Origin of the sequence: Kribbella sp. NPDC056861, from assembly GCF_040687575.1 — a bacterium.
Lineage (GTDB): Bacteria > Actinomycetota > Actinomycetes > Propionibacteriales > Kribbellaceae > Kribbella.
This window is the reverse complement of the sequence record NZ_JBFBNQ010000005.1, coordinates 393,823-409,110: the sequence shown is the minus strand read 5'-3', so window position 1 is coordinate 409,110 and position 15,288 is coordinate 393,823. Positions and strand designations below refer to the sequence as shown.

Annotated in this window: 16 protein-coding genes; 11 read left to right on the top strand and 5 right to left on the bottom strand. The window is 68.0% G+C overall.

The window, feature by feature from the left end; all coding sequences use genetic code 11:
* Positions 1–699 precede the first annotated feature (699 nt).
* On the bottom strand, positions 700–1,344 hold the full coding sequence (locus AB0P21_RS26160; RefSeq protein WP_363699822.1) for an alpha-ketoglutarate-dependent dioxygenase AlkB: 645 nt from the start codon (positions 1,342–1,344) through the stop codon (positions 700–702).
* Positions 1,345–1,465: 121 nt separating this feature from the next.
* Here AB0P21_RS26160 and AB0P21_RS26155 point away from each other — a divergent pair, with 121 nt between their 5' ends.
* Complete coding sequence (locus AB0P21_RS26155; RefSeq protein ID WP_363699821.1) at positions 1,466–2,272, top strand: methyltransferase domain-containing protein; 807 nt, start codon at positions 1,466–1,468, stop codon at positions 2,270–2,272.
* A gap of 10 nt (positions 2,273–2,282) precedes the next feature.
* On the opposite strand, the gene AB0P21_RS26150 is transcribed toward AB0P21_RS26155, so the two are convergent.
* Both AB0P21_RS26150 and AB0P21_RS26145 read right to left on the bottom strand, forming a co-directional pair.
* Entirely contained in the window at positions 2,283–3,038 is a 756-nt protein-coding gene (locus AB0P21_RS26150; protein WP_363699820.1) for an aminoglycoside phosphotransferase family protein, read from the bottom strand.
* Positions 3,039–3,081: 43 nt separating this feature from the next.
* A complete protein-coding gene (locus tag AB0P21_RS26145) occupies positions 3,082–3,489 on the bottom strand; it encodes an NUDIX domain-containing protein (RefSeq protein WP_363699819.1) in 408 nt (135 codons plus the stop codon).
* An 81-nt stretch (positions 3,490–3,570) separates the two neighbouring features.
* Between AB0P21_RS26145 and AB0P21_RS26140 the strand changes: the two genes are divergently transcribed.
* From AB0P21_RS26140 to AB0P21_RS26130, 3 genes are read left to right on the top strand one after another with little or no spacing between them, the layout of a single operon-like run.
* Complete coding sequence (locus AB0P21_RS26140; RefSeq protein ID WP_363699818.1) at positions 3,571–4,218, top strand: phosphotransferase; 648 nt, start codon at positions 3,571–3,573, stop codon at positions 4,216–4,218.
* Positions 4,154–4,957 (top strand): phosphotransferase, encoded by an 804-nt coding sequence (locus tag AB0P21_RS26135; protein WP_363699817.1) that lies wholly within the window; start codon positions 4,154–4,156, stop codon positions 4,955–4,957. Before AB0P21_RS26140 ends, AB0P21_RS26135 begins: the two co-directional genes overlap by 65 nt.
* Entirely contained in the window at positions 4,954–5,445 is a 492-nt protein-coding gene (locus AB0P21_RS26130) for a DinB family protein (RefSeq protein ID WP_363699816.1), read from the top strand. Before AB0P21_RS26135 ends, AB0P21_RS26130 begins: the two co-directional genes overlap by 4 nt.
* A 6-nt stretch (positions 5,446–5,451) precedes the next feature.
* Here the strand turns inward: AB0P21_RS26130 and AB0P21_RS26125 are convergent, their stop codons facing one another.
* Positions 5,452–5,892 carry a VOC family protein gene (locus tag AB0P21_RS26125; protein ID WP_363699815.1) on the bottom strand — a complete coding sequence of 147 codons (441 nt, stop codon included), beginning with the start codon at positions 5,890–5,892 and terminating at the stop codon, positions 5,452–5,454.
* Positions 5,893–5,947: 55 nt separating this feature from the next.
* On the opposite strand from AB0P21_RS26125, the gene AB0P21_RS26120 reads away from it, so the two are divergent.
* From AB0P21_RS26120 to AB0P21_RS26105, 4 genes are all read left to right on the top strand, one after another.
* Complete coding sequence (locus AB0P21_RS26120; protein ID WP_363699814.1) at positions 5,948–7,276, top strand: amidohydrolase; 1,329 nt, start codon at positions 5,948–5,950, stop codon at positions 7,274–7,276.
* 74 nt (positions 7,277–7,350) lie between these two features.
* The gene (locus AB0P21_RS26115; protein WP_363699813.1) at positions 7,351–7,701 is read left to right on the top strand and encodes a YciI family protein; all 351 of its coding nucleotides are present in this window, start codon (positions 7,351–7,353) and stop codon (positions 7,699–7,701) included.
* 34 nt (positions 7,702–7,735) lie between these two features.
* The gene (locus AB0P21_RS26110) at positions 7,736–8,551 is read left to right on the top strand and encodes a dienelactone hydrolase family protein (RefSeq protein ID WP_363699812.1); all 816 of its coding nucleotides are present in this window, start codon (positions 7,736–7,738) and stop codon (positions 8,549–8,551) included.
* Between the two features lie 265 nt (positions 8,552–8,816).
* On the top strand, positions 8,817–9,554 hold the full coding sequence (locus AB0P21_RS26105; protein WP_363699811.1) for a hypothetical protein: 738 nt from the start codon (positions 8,817–8,819) through the stop codon (positions 9,552–9,554).
* A gap of 3 nt (positions 9,555–9,557) precedes the next feature.
* Here AB0P21_RS26105 and AB0P21_RS26100 read toward each other — a convergent pair whose 3' ends face one another.
* Positions 9,558–11,081 carry a glycoside hydrolase family 71/99-like protein gene (locus AB0P21_RS26100; RefSeq protein WP_363699810.1) on the bottom strand — a complete coding sequence of 508 codons (1,524 nt, stop codon included), beginning with the start codon at positions 11,079–11,081 and terminating at the stop codon, positions 9,558–9,560.
* A gap of 269 nt (positions 11,082–11,350) precedes the next feature.
* On the opposite strand from AB0P21_RS26100, the gene AB0P21_RS26095 reads away from it, so the two are divergent.
* The 3 genes from AB0P21_RS26095 to AB0P21_RS26085 are packed head-to-tail and all read left to right on the top strand — an operon-like array spanning position 11,351 to position 15,260.
* Entirely contained in the window at positions 11,351–12,634 is a 1,284-nt protein-coding gene (locus AB0P21_RS26095) for an ROK family transcriptional regulator (protein WP_363699809.1), read from the top strand.
* The gene (locus AB0P21_RS26090) at positions 12,631–14,163 is read left to right on the top strand and encodes a sugar ABC transporter ATP-binding protein (RefSeq protein WP_363699808.1); all 1,533 of its coding nucleotides are present in this window, start codon (positions 12,631–12,633) and stop codon (positions 14,161–14,163) included. Before AB0P21_RS26095 ends, AB0P21_RS26090 begins: the two co-directional genes overlap by 4 nt.
* Positions 14,163–15,260 (top strand): ABC transporter permease, encoded by a 1,098-nt coding sequence (locus tag AB0P21_RS26085; protein ID WP_363699807.1) that lies wholly within the window; start codon positions 14,163–14,165, stop codon positions 15,258–15,260. Before AB0P21_RS26090 ends, AB0P21_RS26085 begins: the two co-directional genes overlap by 1 nt.
* Positions 15,261–15,288 lie beyond the last annotated feature (28 nt).

The window sequence follows — 15,288 nt, the reverse complement described above, 5'->3', positions numbered from 1 at the left end:
GCCCGTCAGCCCGTCAGCCCGTCAGCCCGTCAGCCCGTCAGCCCGTCAGCCCGTCAGCCCGTCAGCCCGTCAGCCCGTCAGCCCGTCAGCCCGTCCCACCATGCTGGCTGTGCGGAGCTGTACTGCAGTGCTATCCGCGCTTGCCACGCGATGCGGGGGGAAGGCTCCCAGCTAGCCGTTGTCATCGCCGGGCTCTTGGGTCGTTCCCCCACTGGGTTGGCGTGCTTCCTGGTTTGTCGTCGGGCAACGCGTTCCTGGGCTGGCCGGCGGGTTGTCGCAGTACGCCGACACTGACCGCAGTACGTCGACCGCCGACCGCCCGACCCAGTACGTTGCTGCCGACCGCCCGACCCAGTACGTTGCTGCCGACTGCCGACTGCCGACTGCCGACTGCCGACTGCCGACTGCGGTCCGTCCAACGCCGACGCAGTGCTCCGACCGCGGTACGCCGACCCGCAACTTTCGAACGGCGAGCGGGCAACGCACGATCCCTCGGCCAACCAGCCGCCCCCCACCTGGTCTTCGCCCCGAGGGGACGCGGAGGATCGTCGCGATTCAGGCGCAGCATCCGGCGTCGCCGTAGATCGCGATGGGCTCGCTCGGCAGCCGTCTCGGCACTGGGAATGCTTGGCGCCTGGTATTGGGCCAGTTGCTCGAGCGGTTATCGCGAGTCGCGATTCCAGGTGGTGGTCCGGCCTGTTAGCGGACGCCGCGGGGGCGGAACTGGATGCTGATTCGGGGGCCGATGCGGCCGGAGGATTTGGGGATGGCGTGTTCCCAGGTGCGTTGGCAGGTGCCGCCCATGACGATCAGGTCGCCGTGGCCCAGGGGGTAGCGGATGGTTGAGCTGACTGGGCCGGTGGAGGCGCCGGGTTTTGGGCGTAGGGCCAGGACTCGGGGTTCGCCGACGGAGAGGATTGCGACCATGGTGTCCTCGCGGTTGCCGCGGCCGATCTTGTCGCCGTGCCAGGCGACGGAGTCGCGGCCGTCTCGGTAGAAGCAGAGGCCGGCTGTGCGGAACGGTTCGCCTAGTTCACCTGCGTAGTGCTCGCTCAGTTGGTCGCGGGCGTCGTCGAGGATCGGTAGGGGGAGGTCTTCGGATTCGCCGTAGAAGCAGAGCAGGCGGGGGACGTCGACCACTCGGTCGTACATTTGGCGGCGTTCTTCGCGCCATGGGACGTCGGCGGCCAGGCGTTCGTAGACCTGGTCCGCGCCGGTCAGCCAGCGGGGCAGGACGTCGATCCACGCGCCTTGGCTCAGCTCGGTCCGCCGGATTCCGTCGAGCGATCCCAGCGCGGGATCCTCGAACGCGTCCAGTAGAGAGGCCTGAAGGTCAGCAGCCATGTGGCCACTATAGCCGACAATCGAACATATGTTCCCGTCGGTTTGGGGTAGCTTTCAGTGACAGTTGGGCTGAGGAGGAGGGGCTAGTGTCGGTCGGCATGATGAGTGGTGGCGGTCGGAGATGAGTGCGTCCGACGGTGGTGAGGCCGGCCTGCCGGGTGGGGCGGCTCAGAAGTGGTCGCTGTTGGCTGATGACTGGGCGCTCACTTGGGATGGTGTCGCGGCGCAGGTCTATGCCGCTATTGCCGATGAAGCGCGCCTTGGGCCCGGAGTTCGGCTGCTCGATGTCGGCTGCGGTGCGGGCGGTCTGCTGGCTGCGGCGCAGGCGGACGGCGTCACAGCGGCTGGTATCGACCCAGCGCCGAAGATGGTCGACCTGGCGCGCGAACGCCTGCCGGACTGCGACATTCGGCTCGGTGGGCTGCCGGATCTTCTGTGGGCGGAGGAGGAGTTCGACCTGGTCGTCTCCGTGAATGCGTTGCTGTTCGCCCCGGATGTGTATGAGGCTCTTGCCGCGCTGATGAGAGTCTGCAAGACAGACGGTCAAGTGGCGATCGCGCTGTGGGCTGACGATGTGGGCAATGACCTTGATGTTCTCGAGCAAGCGGCTGCCGCGGCGGGTGGGCCGGCTTTCGGTGACGGAGGGCCGCTGCGTCGTGATGGAGGGCTGGCCGAGCTGTGCCGGGAAGCGGGCCTGGAAGATGTCCGCAGCCGGCTCGTTCCGACGACCTGGAGCGCGGCGGGGATCGACGACCTACTCCGCGCCGTGATCCCCGGCGAACAAAGCGGCCCCAGCTCCAGCGCCAGTCGCCTCCCTGAGGTACACCGCGCGGTGGTCGACGCCGCTCAGCCGATGCTTGCTGAAGGCAAATACACGCTGCGCAACTCGCTGTATCTCTGCACGGGCCACGTGCGCCCCAACACCTGAAAACAGCAGCTCACATCCGCGAACGCAGTACGTCGAACTCGCACCCCGGCGAATCCGGATCGAAGCCATGCTCGATCAGCCAGCGAGACGCGCTCAGGCTGCGCAACGACCACCACGCGCGGACCACCTCGACGTCGACCCGGTCGAGACCGTAGCCGGCGGCGACCTGGGGGAGGCGTTCCTCGTGGCCGAGCGTCAAGGTGGCGAGGTCGAACATCGCGTCGCCCTGGCTCGCCTCCGACCAGTCGATGATGCCCGTGACCTTGTCGCCGTCGACGAACACGTGGGTGATCTGCAGATCCCCATGGGCGAACACCGGCGTCCAGGGGGATCGAAGCGCGAGCTCGGCGATCTCGCGGTTGCGCGTCACCAGGTCGCGGGGGAGCGCGCCGCTGGTGATGAGCCATTCGCATTCGGCGTCCAGGCGGGCTTCGATCTCGGCGCGGGTTCTCCGCGCGGGCCATGGCGGTAGTGGCGCGTCGTGCAGCGTTCGGATGGCAGCACCTGCCGCGGCCCACGCCTCGGGCGATGCGGTCGACGGTTCGCCGAGAACGCCGAGCGCCGTGCCGGGTACGGCGGCGATCGCGAGTACGGGCGGCTTTCGCCAGAGGATCTCCGGTGTCGGGACCGGCGCGAGGGCAATCGCCTCGACCTCGACGTCGATGTTCGTCTGATTGGAGTCGATCTTCAGGAACACGTCACCGACGCGCAGGGTGACTCGCTCGCTATGGGCAACGACGACCTCGACCTCTTCCACGTCACTCATTGTCGCGGGGATGCCCGCCGGCGTCACCGGAATTAGCCCCAGGTCACCAGCAGTAGACGAGCAACGGCACCGGCGAGCCACCATGCTGACTCTCCAGCGAAGGCGCTTCGACCCAATCCAGCCCGACCATCCGCGGGCAGTCGCAGTCGAGCGGATCGACCCCAAGCCTTGGCTCGCCGTCAGCGACCTCGACGCGGAAGACCGTGGTGAGGCCGGACGGGTAGGGGATGCGTGCGACCTCACGGGCGGCCGTGACTTCGAGCCCGACCTCTTCCAGTACCTCCCGGCGTACGGCGACCGCCGGCTCCTCGTCCGGCTCGATTCCACCGCCGGGCAGAGTCCAGTACTCCGGTCCGTCGTGCCGGCCGGGCTCGGTCTGCACCCGTTCGCGGACCATCAGGACCTGGTTGCCGCGTTGGATCACTGCCGCCACTCTTAGCCGTTCGCTCATGAGCAGCAGCCTTGCAGCACAGCGGGGCACCGCGCTGTAAATGGAAGGCCCGAAGCGCGGCTGCGCCGTAACCTTCGGTGAGTGAATCTCCAGAGTCTGATGGATCGGTTCGATGCCGGCAGCGCTGCGACGATCGAGCTCGGCTTCTCCGATGCGTCTGTCGTGCGGCTGGAGCGTCGAAGCGAGGTCTTGTATTACAAGGCAGGACCGGGAGTCGCGGAGGAAGCCGATCGGCTCAGTTGGCTCGGGACGACGCACATCCCCTGCCCGCGAATCCTGGACCGTGGGGAAGACGAGCAGACCGAGTGGATGCTCACCACCGAGCTAGCTGGTCGCGATGCCTCGCAGCCTTGGGCAGCCGCGGAGCGTCCCGCAGTACTGGCTGCAATCGCCGACGGGATCCGGCAGCTCCATGCGCTGACCGAGTGCCCGTTCGACTCGCCCTACCCGGGAGCCAGGGGAGCCGTGACCCATGGCGACTACTGCGCCCCGAACGTCTTCGTCGACCCCAGCACGCTGCGGTTCAGCGGCTTGCTCGATCTGAGCCGCCTAGGTCTCGGCGACCCGTACATCGACTTCGCGTTGATGCATCGCAGCCTGGCCGGCACGCTCAACCCGCAGTACGGGCGGCTCCCGGCGGCGCGCGAATTCGTCGTACAGGCAGGTGGCGATCCCGACGATCCGCGGATGGTTCACTTCGACGAGCTCGGCACCACGGGCAACTACTGATGACCGGCGCTTTCGTACGCCGGAGATCCTCGAGATCCGGCGAGGCCCACGCTGGCACGCCACCATCGAGACCGAGCTGCCCGGCGTACCGCTCCACACCGTCGCGCCTGAGTTCGGCGAGGCAGGCTGGTCGAGGGCACGCGACTGCATCGTCGACGTACTCGCCGAGTTGTCCACAGTGTCCGCCTCGCCTGAGCTGAAAGATCTAGGCGTCCTCAACGAATCGACACCCTTCAGGCAGCCAGGCCTCACGTGGCAGGATGCTCTCGAAGCCCTGGTACTGCGCCGCGTCGACCGCTTCAAAGACCAGCTACGCCCGGTGATCGACGATTTCGACACCAAGCTGGCAAGACTCCTCAAGCTGCTCCGCTCGACGAAGCAGCCCGACGCACAGCTCGTGCACGGTGACGTCACGGCCGGCAACATCATGGTGGACGAGCAGCTCCGCCCGGTGACCGTGCTCGACTTTGGGCTGCTGACCATGGCCGGCGATCCGGCGTACGACGCGGCGTCTGCCGGGACGATGTTCAGCCTCTGGTCGCCTGATCTCCGCGCGATCGAGGCCGACTTCGATGCGGTCCTGACCGACCGGTTCGGCTACCCGCCCGAGCTGCTGCTGATGTACCGGGCGATCCACCTGCTGCTGATCAGCAACGCGCACGACGACGACCCCTACGATCGTGACGCGGCGGTGCCGCTGGCCGCCGAGTTCTTCAACAGCAACGAGGTGATCCGATGACCCGGCAACGACCACCCGGCGACGCGGGCGAGCGGGAGATGCTGGCTGGCTTGCTCGACTGGCAGCGACAGACAGTACGGCTGAAGTGCCAAGACCTGGACGACGAGCAGGCGCGCCTGGCGCTGCTGCCCGCATCGCCGCGGATGACGATCGCGACGGTCGTCGCACACCTCCGCTGGGTGGAGCTGGCCTGGTTCGAGGTCAGCTTTCTCGGTGCCCGCGACCTCTACACCGAAGACCCGTTGGAGCTCCCAGCTCCTCCGATGGCGCCACTTGCCCACCTGCTCGACGACTACGACGCCCAGTGCGACAGATCCCGCCAGATCGTGGCGGCCCATCAACTGGACGAGCTCGAAGCCTGGGCGCCCGAAGGCCTGGAGTTGGTGTCGCTTCGCTGGATCATCGGACACCTGATCGAGGAGACCGCTCGCCACCTCGGTCACCTCGACGCCCTTCGGGAGCTCACCGACGGCGCGACCTTCTACTGACCGGCCTCAGCTGACACAGAACTCGTTGCCCTCGGGATCCTGGAGCACCACGTAGTACTCCGGGTCCGCCGGATCGTCCTCGCGGACGCGATGCTGCACGGTCGCCCCTAACGCGACCAGCTCGGCGACCTTGGCATCCACCAGCTCGATCCGGCGCTGCTGGGTCAGCGAGTTGTCGCGTGCGGTCGGATACAGGTCGAGATGCAGGCGGTTCTTGCCTGCCTTCCCCTCCGGCACCTGCTGGAACCAGATCGCCGGCCCCAGCCCCGCCGGGTCGAAGAGGCGGTCGGGGAACTCAGTCCGGTCGCCCAGCCGTCCGCGGTAGTGCGCCCACCAGGTCGTCTCCACCCCCGCGGGTGGCGCCGGCTGATAGCCGAGCGCCTGCTGCCAGAAGCTCGCCAGCTTCGGAGGATCGTTCGCATCGATAGTCAACTGCCAGAACACCATCCCCGAACACTAGTAGCTTGGTCAGACCGAGAGCGGAGGAATGATGGCGCGGTTGGTGATCAGGAACTGCTCCGTGCTGGTGGTGCCGGCGCAGGGGGAGTGCAGGGTCGACGAGTACCAGGACATCGTGACCGAGGACGGCGTGATCGACGAGGTGATGCCGACCAGGGCATACCAGGCCGAGCCGGACGTCGAGGAGCTGGACGCGACCGGGCTGATCGCCGTGCCGGGGCTGGTCAACTCGCACACGCACAGCCCGATGGTGATGATGCGCGGGGCGGCCGAGGACCTGTCGATCGACGACTGGTTCAACCGCAAGATCTGGCCGATGGAGACGAACCTGACGCCCGAGCGGGTCCGGGTCGGCGCGCGGCTGGCCTGCGCCGAGATGCTGCTGGCCGGGGTCACCACCTTCGTGGACCACTACTTCCACGCCGACCAGATCGCCGCAGCCGCGCTGGAGACCGGCATCCGCGCTGATCTCGCGCCGACCTTCTTCTCGTCCACCGGCGCCGACGGACGCGAAGCGGCGTACCAGGCAGCGCGAGACATCCGAGCCCTTGACGTACCGCGCATCACCGCCAGCCTCGGCCCGCACGCGCCGTACACGGTCACCGACGAAGACCTGGCCCGTACTGCGGAAGTCGCGCGCGCCGAAGGATTCCGCATCCACCTCCACGCAGCCGAGACCGCCGAGCAGACCCGCTCCTCGCAGGACCGCCACGGTGCGACCCCGATCGAGATCCTCGAGCGCACCGGCGTGCTCGACGCCGGAGCCCTGATCGCCCACGGCTGCGGCCTCACCGACTCCGACTTCCGGATCCTGGCCAACCACGCAGCCCGTACGACGGTCGCCGCCTGCCCGAAGGTCTACTTGAAGCTCGCGATGGGATCCACCACTCCCATCAAGCAGCTCCAACATGCCGGCATCCCAGTAGGCGTAGGCACCGACGGAGCCGCCGTCCACAACACGCTCGACGTCTGGGAATCCCTGCGCCTGCTGGCACTCACCCAGAAGCAGCGCGAACAGAGCGCCGAGTGGATGACAGTCTCGGACACCCTCCGCTTGGCCACCCGAGGAGGCGCCGCAGCCGCAGGCCTTCCCAACGACCTCGGCGCGATCGAGCCCGGCCGCCGCGCGGACCTCGCGCTACTCGACCTGTCAGGACCCCACAACCAGCCCTTGCACGACCCCCGCGCGGCCTTGGTCTACTCCACCCGCGCCTCGGACGTCGTCACGGTAGTTGTCGATGGCAACATAGTGGTCCGTGACCGCGAGCTCGTCACCGCCGACCTCAGCGACATCCTCGCCGAGGCCCGAGCGGTCGCCCACACCCTGGTCGACCTCTCCCGCGGCGGCGCCGTCCAGCACTACGCGCCCTGACCGGGGTTTTGTCGAGACGGCGGCCCGGACTCCGACGTACCAGTCGAAGACGCATCGACGCTTGAGGAGAAACCATGAAATACCTGCTGCTGATCAGGCCGGACGTCGACTACTCGGGTGGGGTGCCCGCGGAGATGATCGCCGCCACCGACGCATGGGTGCGGGAGATGACCGAGCGCGGAGTACGCCGGGAGGGCGCCGCGCTTCGACCGCTCGCGGAGTCGGTCGGGGTGAGTCGGCAGACCGGGAAGCTCGTGACGACGGACGGACCGTTCGCCGAGTCGAAGGAGCAGATGGGCGGCTTCGACCTGATCGACTGCCGCGACCTGGACGAGGCGATCGAGATCGCCGCGCAGCACCCGGTCAGCGCCGTCGGCATGGTCGAGATCCGCGAGTTGGTCGAGGACCTCGACGACCAACTCTAGGCTTGGGGTCCGACTGCTCGAGGAGACCTCACGGATGACTGATTCCGCACCGACGTCCACCCTGTCCGGCTGGGCGAAGGCTCCGTTCTCGGGCGGCGGACTCACCTACGACTGTTACGAGAAGGGCAGCGGACCCGGCGTGGTCCTGATCCCGGAGATCCCCGGAATCACTCCGGCGGTGCTCGGGCTGGCGGATCACCTGGTGGACGAGGGTTTCACCGTGGTGATCCCGTCGCCGTTCGGGACGCCGGGGAAGGACGACACCACCGGCTACACGCTCGGCGTGGTGGCCCGGATGTGCGTGACCGCGGAGTTCCGGGCGTTCGCGCTGGATGCCAACCGGCCGATCACGGCGTACCTGCGTGCGGTGGCCGCCGACCTCGCCACCCGTACGCCGGGCCGCGGGGTCGGCGTCATCGGGATGTGCTTCACCGGCGGGTTCGCGCTCGCCACCGCGGTCGAGCCGAGTGTGGTCGCGCCGGTGATGAGTCAGCCGTCCACCCCGTTCGCGGTCTCCGGGAGCCGGCGGAGTGATCCTGGTCTGTCACAGGACGAGCTGGAGCAGATCGTCGAGCGGACGCGCACCGACGGGTTGTGCGTGCTCGGTCTGCGTTTCAGTGGCGACCGGATGGCGCCTGCCGACCGGTTCGCCACCCTCCGCAAGCATCTCGGCGACGCCTTCGAGGTGATCCAACTCGACTCGGCTCCCGGCAATCCGGGTGGCTTCGGCAAAGCCGCGCACAGTGTTCTCACCCGTGAACTCCGCGATACGCCAGGCAATCCGGCGCTGGCTGCCCGGGCTCGCACGGTGGCCTTCCTGCGCGAGCACCTGCACGCGACGCAGGGGTAACTTCACCCGGAGTACCGGAAGTGTTAAGGGACTGTGTGGAATCCCCTCGCTGTGATTGGTGCTGGGCACCGTGGGGATCGTGGAACCGAAGTCGAGGTTCGAGTGAGCTGGGGGTGGGCATTCCGAAACCCGGAGGGATCGAATCGTTGCTGTCCGCAAGGCGTGTTCAGCCGTGCGTGACGCCCGATGATTTGCTCTGGCCGCACCCCCTACCGGCATGGCACGATCGGCCACCGGGGGAGACACATCATCAGGGGGCGAACGAATGGCGAAGGCCAAGCGGGTCAGTGACCGGAGTGCGAACGAGATGGCGTCCGAAGGATCAGCACGCAACGGCCAGAGCGGCCGGGCACCACTGACCGTTCAGAACGGCCACCCGCCCTACGGCCCCGGATCCAACGGCACCGCACCCAACGGTCAGTACGCCGCGATGCCGCAAGGTCGCCTCGTCCCACCGGACCCGACCACGCCGCAGCAGGCGGGTCCGCCGCAGGCAGCACCGGTCCCCGAGCAAGCTCGGCCGTCAGGCTTCGGCACGCCGGTCAAGGTCGACGAGATCGCGCTCGCCGCGATCGCCCTGTCCGAAGGCCTGATCGCCGCCACCCGCGGTCTCCCGGAGTCGGTCGCGTCCCGCCAGCTCCGCCGCGATCTCGACCAGGCGGCCAACACCTTCCGGGCCGTCGCCGGCGAGCTGGAAACCACCGCGGGCAACCTGATCCGGCTGGCCGCGAGCGAGGGCCAGACCTGTGGCGTCACCTGGGGGATGTGCGAGGACCACGGTCTGACCCTGATGGCTGTCGGCGAGGTCGTCACCTGTCACGTGCTCGGTTGCTACCGCGAGCAGCAGCCCGTCGTCGAGCGCTGCACGCAGCCGGTCGCGTACCGGGTCGTCGACGTGGCCGGCCCTGCCTTGCTCACCTGCGCCGGCCACGCCATCGCTTGCCGCTTGCATCTTGATGGCGCGGTCATCACCCTCGCCACCGACAGCCTGGAACTGCTGTAGCGGTTACTGGATCCGAACGGACGTCAACTGGTCGTTGGCGTTCGGCGACAAGGTGAGGAAGTTCGCCGTGTCGGCCGTCCGGGTCCAGGTCTGGCCGGTGAAGTTGTCCTCGGCGTAGATGGTCACCGACCAGCCGGCCGGGATCTTCACCGACGACGCCCAGTTGTCCTGTACTCCGGCCGCCGCCAGCTGCGCCCGGGTGTAGTTGCCCTTGGCAAGCGCCTGCCCGGCGGCGCCGCCGTAGTCGATGTGCTGGTAGAAGATCACCCCACTCGCGCCCTGGCTCGGCATCGGCTGCGTCGGCCGGGTCGCGGTCAGTGGGAGCTGCCCCTTGAACATCCGGCCACCGTCGTTGGTGAGCCGCAGATAGTAGTCCGACGAGCAGGCGGTGCCGTCCTCGTCGAGGGCGCGAATCCCTGACCCGTTGGGGATCCAGGCCGAGCTCTCGGCCGTCTTGGCGATCTGGTTGCCCTCGTTGTACTCGTCGAACATCGAGATGTACATGCCCTGCACGCCGACCCGGGTGAGGTTGTAGAACTGCCGCCACATCAGGTCGCCGTGCCGGCGGTGCCCGGACTGCAGATCGCCCGGGATCACACACGGTTGATAGTCGATCCCGTGCGCGTTGCAGTCGGCCTGGTCCTGCTGGTTCACGTTGTTGTAGTAGTGATCCGCGCCGGCCACGTCCTGGATCCGGCCGACCATCCACGGCGAGATCATGTTGAACGCGTGGTACACCTCGAGATAGCCCGGCCGCGAGTCCTCGTTGCCCGGCAGCCAGTGCGTCGGCACCCCGCCGATCACGTAGCAGCCCTGGCCCTTGAACCAGTTCACGACATCGAGGCAAACCGCAGCAGGGAAGGCCTTGTTGGGCTCGTTGAAGCCGAAGCCCCAGATGCAGACCACCGGCTTGCCGTTCTGCTTCGCGTACGCCGGTGAGCTGGTGTACGACCGCATCTTGTTGATCCAGTCGGCCTTCATCTCCGACTGCATGTTCGTCCAGTCGGTGGCGTCGTACATGATGTAGAACTTGCGCCCGAACTGCTCGGCGGCCTGCCGGACCTTGACGGCCATCGCGTCCCGGGTCGGCCCTTCGCCGCCGGTCGGGTTGAACCGCTGCAAGGCGGCCGTGTCGCAGCCGTTCTGCTGCATCCACTGGAAGTGCGTGTTGACGGTCTGCTGGTCGTACGACGAGAACAGCTTGGCCGGCTGGCCGTTGCCGAGATTCGAGTACGCCGTCTGGTACGTCGTCGTGTAGTCGCGGACGTCGGGCCAGCTGCCGAGCGCGTTGTTGCCGGGCGACGGCGGCTGACCCCAGTTGTTGCTCCAGTGCCACCAGCCGTTGATCGGAGCGCCGTCGTTGGCGCAGGCGAACCAGCCCTGGTAGCCGACGGTGATCTTGCCGACCACGTCACCAGGTGGGCTGGCGACCGTGGCGGCGGAGGTGGTCAGAGCGGTGCCGACCGTGGTTCCGGCGGCGGCAGTGGCTGCGGAGGCAGCCAGGAATGTACGGCGTGTCAAAGACATGTGCAGGCTCCTGAAGGGGGGGCGGACAGGACTGCGGAGAGTGGCGCGAGCGTACAAACGAGCGCAGCGGTGCGCAAGGCCGAATGAAAAATTTGAAGAATAACTTGCAAATTTCAAACTGAAACCGGCTGATCACGCAGAAGAAACTTCGCCGCAACATCTTGACGGCCAGCTCCGCTGTACTTAGTTTGTTGGCTCAACAGACAAAGTCTGTGAGCGGCGTCACAACAGCCGCTGGTTCTCCTGTCGGGGGAGAAGGGGTGGGGCTCATGACGCTGTCCGAAGGCAGTCGACCAGGAAGCGGAGTGGTCGCCGCCGATCATGTCTCGCTCCGGCGGAACAACCTGTCCGTCGTCCTGCGGCACGTACGCGAAGCGGGCTCCCGCTCCCGCGCCCGGATCGCCGCCGAGACCGGACTCAACAAGGCCACCGTCAGCAGCCTGGTCGCCGAGCTGGTCGACCGCGGTCTGCTCCGTGAAGGTCAGGCCGAGGCCGGTGCGCTCGGTCGCCCCGGACAGTTGGTCGAGCTCGACGGCAGTGGCGTCTGCGGCGTCGGCGCCGAGATCAACGTCGACTACCTCGCGGTCACCGCCCTCGACCTCGGCGGCGAGACCGTCACTGAACGCCGCGTCCCGCTCGACGTCGCCCACCTCGACCCCGGTACGACGCTCGACCAGCTGGCCGAGCTGATCCGCGAATCGGTGGCAGCGGTGCTGGCTCGCGGCGGGCAGATCGCCGGCGTCACCCTGGCCGTCCCCGGTCTGGTCCAGAGCGCGACCGGGCTGCTCAAGCTCGCCCCGAACCTCGGCTGGGCGGAGGTGCCGGTGGTCGACGAGATGCGCGACCGGCTCGGCGATCCGGCGTACCCGGTGCGGGTGGACAACGAGGCGAACCTCGCGGCGCTGGCGGCGTACTCCGAAATGAAGGCGGCCACCGATCCCGAGGTCGAGCGGGTCCAGGACATCGTGCTGCTGACCGGCGCCGTCGGTGTCGGTGGCGGCATGGTCACCGATGGACACCTGCTGCGCGGCGGGCACGGCTTCAGCGGCGAGGTCGGGCACATGCCGGTCGCCCCTGCCGGCGGGATCTGCGGCTGTGGCCGGACCGGTTGTTGGGAGACCGTCGTCGGCCTGACCGCTTTGCTGAACAAGGCAACTGATGCCGACGACCCGGTCCGCGATCCGTCCCTGGACGTCGAGCAGCGGCTGGCCGAGATCACCCGGCGGGCCGAGGCCGGCAGCAGCAGGACGTTGAAGGCACTGGCCGATGTCGGCACCTGGCTGGGGATCGGCGGCGCGGTCCTGGTGAACGTGCTGAACCCCGATGTCCTCGTGCTCGGCGGCTACTTCGCCGTCCTCGGACCGTGGCTGAAAGAACCGCTGGAGAGCGCGATCCGCGAACGCGTGATCGCGCCGGACGGCGGCGGCTGCCGGGTGGTCCAGTCCGAACTCGGGTTCACCGCTGCCGTTCGGGGCGGCGCGCAGATCTCACTCGACCAGGTTTTCCTCGATCCGACGTTGGTCGGTCGCGATGCGGCAGGGGTGGCGCAATGACGGAGTACGAAGTACCGGCCGTGGACGGTGACGACCTGTTCCGGATGACCGGCATCGTCAAGGAGTTCCCCGGGGTCCGGGCCCTCGACGGTGTCGACCTGGACATCCGGCGCGGTGAGGTGCACTGCCTGCTCGGCCAGAACGGCGCCGGCAAGTCGACGCTGATCCGCGTTCTCACCGGGGCGCACAAGCCCGACGCCGGCACCATCCACGTGAACGGCCGGCTCGTCTCGCTGAGCACCCCGGCCGACTCGATGCAGCTCGGGATCGCGGCGATCTACCAGGAGCTGGACCTGGTCCCCGACCTGACTGTTGCCGAGAACATCTTCCTCGGCCACGAGCCGTCGCGGTACGGGCTGACCCGGCGGCACGAGGCGAACACCAAGGCGCGCGAACTGCTCAAGGGCCTCGGCCACGACGAGATCCCGCCCAGTCGTACGGTCGGGCTCTTGTCGGCGGCCGGTCAGCAGGTGGTGAGCATGGCCAGGGCGCTGTCCCGGCAGGCCCGGCTGATCGTGATGGACGAGCCGTCCGCGGTGCTCGACTCCGAGGAGGTCGACAACCTGTTCCGGGTGATCCGCGATCTCACCTCGCAAGGCGTCGCGATCGTCTACATCTCGCACCGGCTCGAGGAGATCCGCGAGATCGGCGACCGGGTCACCGTGCTGAAGGACGGCGCCACCGTCGCGACCGGCCTCGACGCCCGCGACACCCCGACCACCGAGCTGATCCGGCTGATGACCGGCCGCTCGATCGAGTACGTCTTCCCGCCGCGGGTCGAGCTCGCCAGTACCGCGCCGGTGGTGCTCGAGGTCGAGAACCTGTCCCGGCCACGCGAGTTCGCCGAGATCAACTTCACCGTCCGGGCCGGTGAGATCGTCGGACTGGCCGGGCTGGTCGGGTCGGGCCGTTCCGAAGTACTCGAGACCGTGTACGGCGCGCGCAAAGCGGCGACCGGCGTCGTCCGGGTGGACGGCAAGTTTCTCCGGCCCGGTCAGGTGCAGCAGGCCGTCAAGGCCGGTATCGGTCTCGCGCCGGAGGAGCGCAAGAGTCAGGCGCTGCTGCTGGACGAGGCCGTTTACAAGAACATCACCGTGTCGAGCATGGGCCGTTTCGCCAGCGGAGGATTCCTCAACGCCCAGGCCGAGCGGAAAGCCGCGGAGGAGCTGACCAAGGCGCTGGACGTCCGGCCGGCCGGGGTGGACCATCCCGTCCGCAACCTGTCGGGCGGCAACCAGCAGAAGGTCGTGCTGGCCCGCTGGCTGTTGAGGGACTGCCGGGTGCTGCTGCTGGACGAGCCGACCCGGGGTGTGGACGTGGGCGCGCGATCCGAGATCTACGCGCTGGTCCGCAAGCTGGCCGCCAACGGGGTCGCGATCGTGCTGGTCTCCAGCGAGGTCGAGGAGGTGCTCGGTCTGGCCGACCGGGTCGTGGTGATGCGGGAGGGGCGGGCCGTGTTCACGGGACCCGCGCAGGACATCGACGAACACCAGGTGCTGGATCTGGTGATGGAAGGAAGTGCCGTGTGATGAGTGAGGAAGTCGCACGACCGGACAAGACACTGCAGGACGAACCGCAGGGGCAGGCGATGGTCGAGGTCGATCCGACCGCGACGGCGGCCCGGAGCGGACGCGGCGGCAGTACGGCGGCGAGCAGCGTCGTCGGCTCGCTGTTGCGGGGTGGGGCAGGGCGGAACGTGGGACTGGTGATCGCGCTGGTGCTGCTCTGCGTCGTCGGGATCGCCACCGCGGGGGACCGGTTCGCCAGTACCGCCAACCTGCTGACGATCCTGCGGCTGGCCGCGGTGATCGGCGTGGTCAGCATCGGCATGACGTTCGTGATCACCGGCGGCGGCATCGACCTGTCGGTCGGCGCGCTGGTGGCGTTGGCGAGTGTCTGGGCGACCACGCTGGCGACCCAGCAGATGGGCGCCGACTACCACTGGATCTTCATGGTCTCCACCGCCCTCCTGGTCGGGGCGGCGTGTGGCCTGGTCAACGGGTTACTAGTTGCCTACGGCAAGATAGTTCCGTTCATCGCGACCCTGGCGATGCTGGCCGGCGCCCGCGGGCTGGCCGAGATCCTGTCCGACCGCAAGACCCAGATCATCAGCGTGAACCCGTTCCTGGACTTCTTCGGCGGCTCGCTGATCGGGGTCCCGGTGCTGGTCTGGATGTTCGTGCTGGTGGCCGCGGCCGGCTGGGTGCTGCTCAACCGGACCACCTTCGGCCGCCGGACCTTCGCCGTCGGCGGCAACGCGGAGGCGGCCCGGCTGGCCGGTATCAAGGTCCAGCGGCACACCGTCGCGCTCTATGTGCTGGGTGGTCTGTGCTGTGGCATCGCCGCCGTGATGCTGATGGCCCGAACCACGACCGGCAGCTCCACCCACGGTCAGCTCTACGAACTCGACGCGATCGCGGCGGTGGTGATCGGCGGCACCCTGCTGTCCGGCGGCCGCGGCACCATCGTCGGCACCGTGATCGGGGTGCTGATCTTCACCACCCTGAACAACGTCTTCACCCTGAACAACCTGAGCATCTCCGCCCAGTCGGTGGCGAAGGGCCTGATCATCGTGATCGCGGTCCTCCTCCAGCAACGCCTGGCCGCCCGCGCCACCGCGCCCTAGTTGTACTGAGCAGCAGTAACCCCTGTAA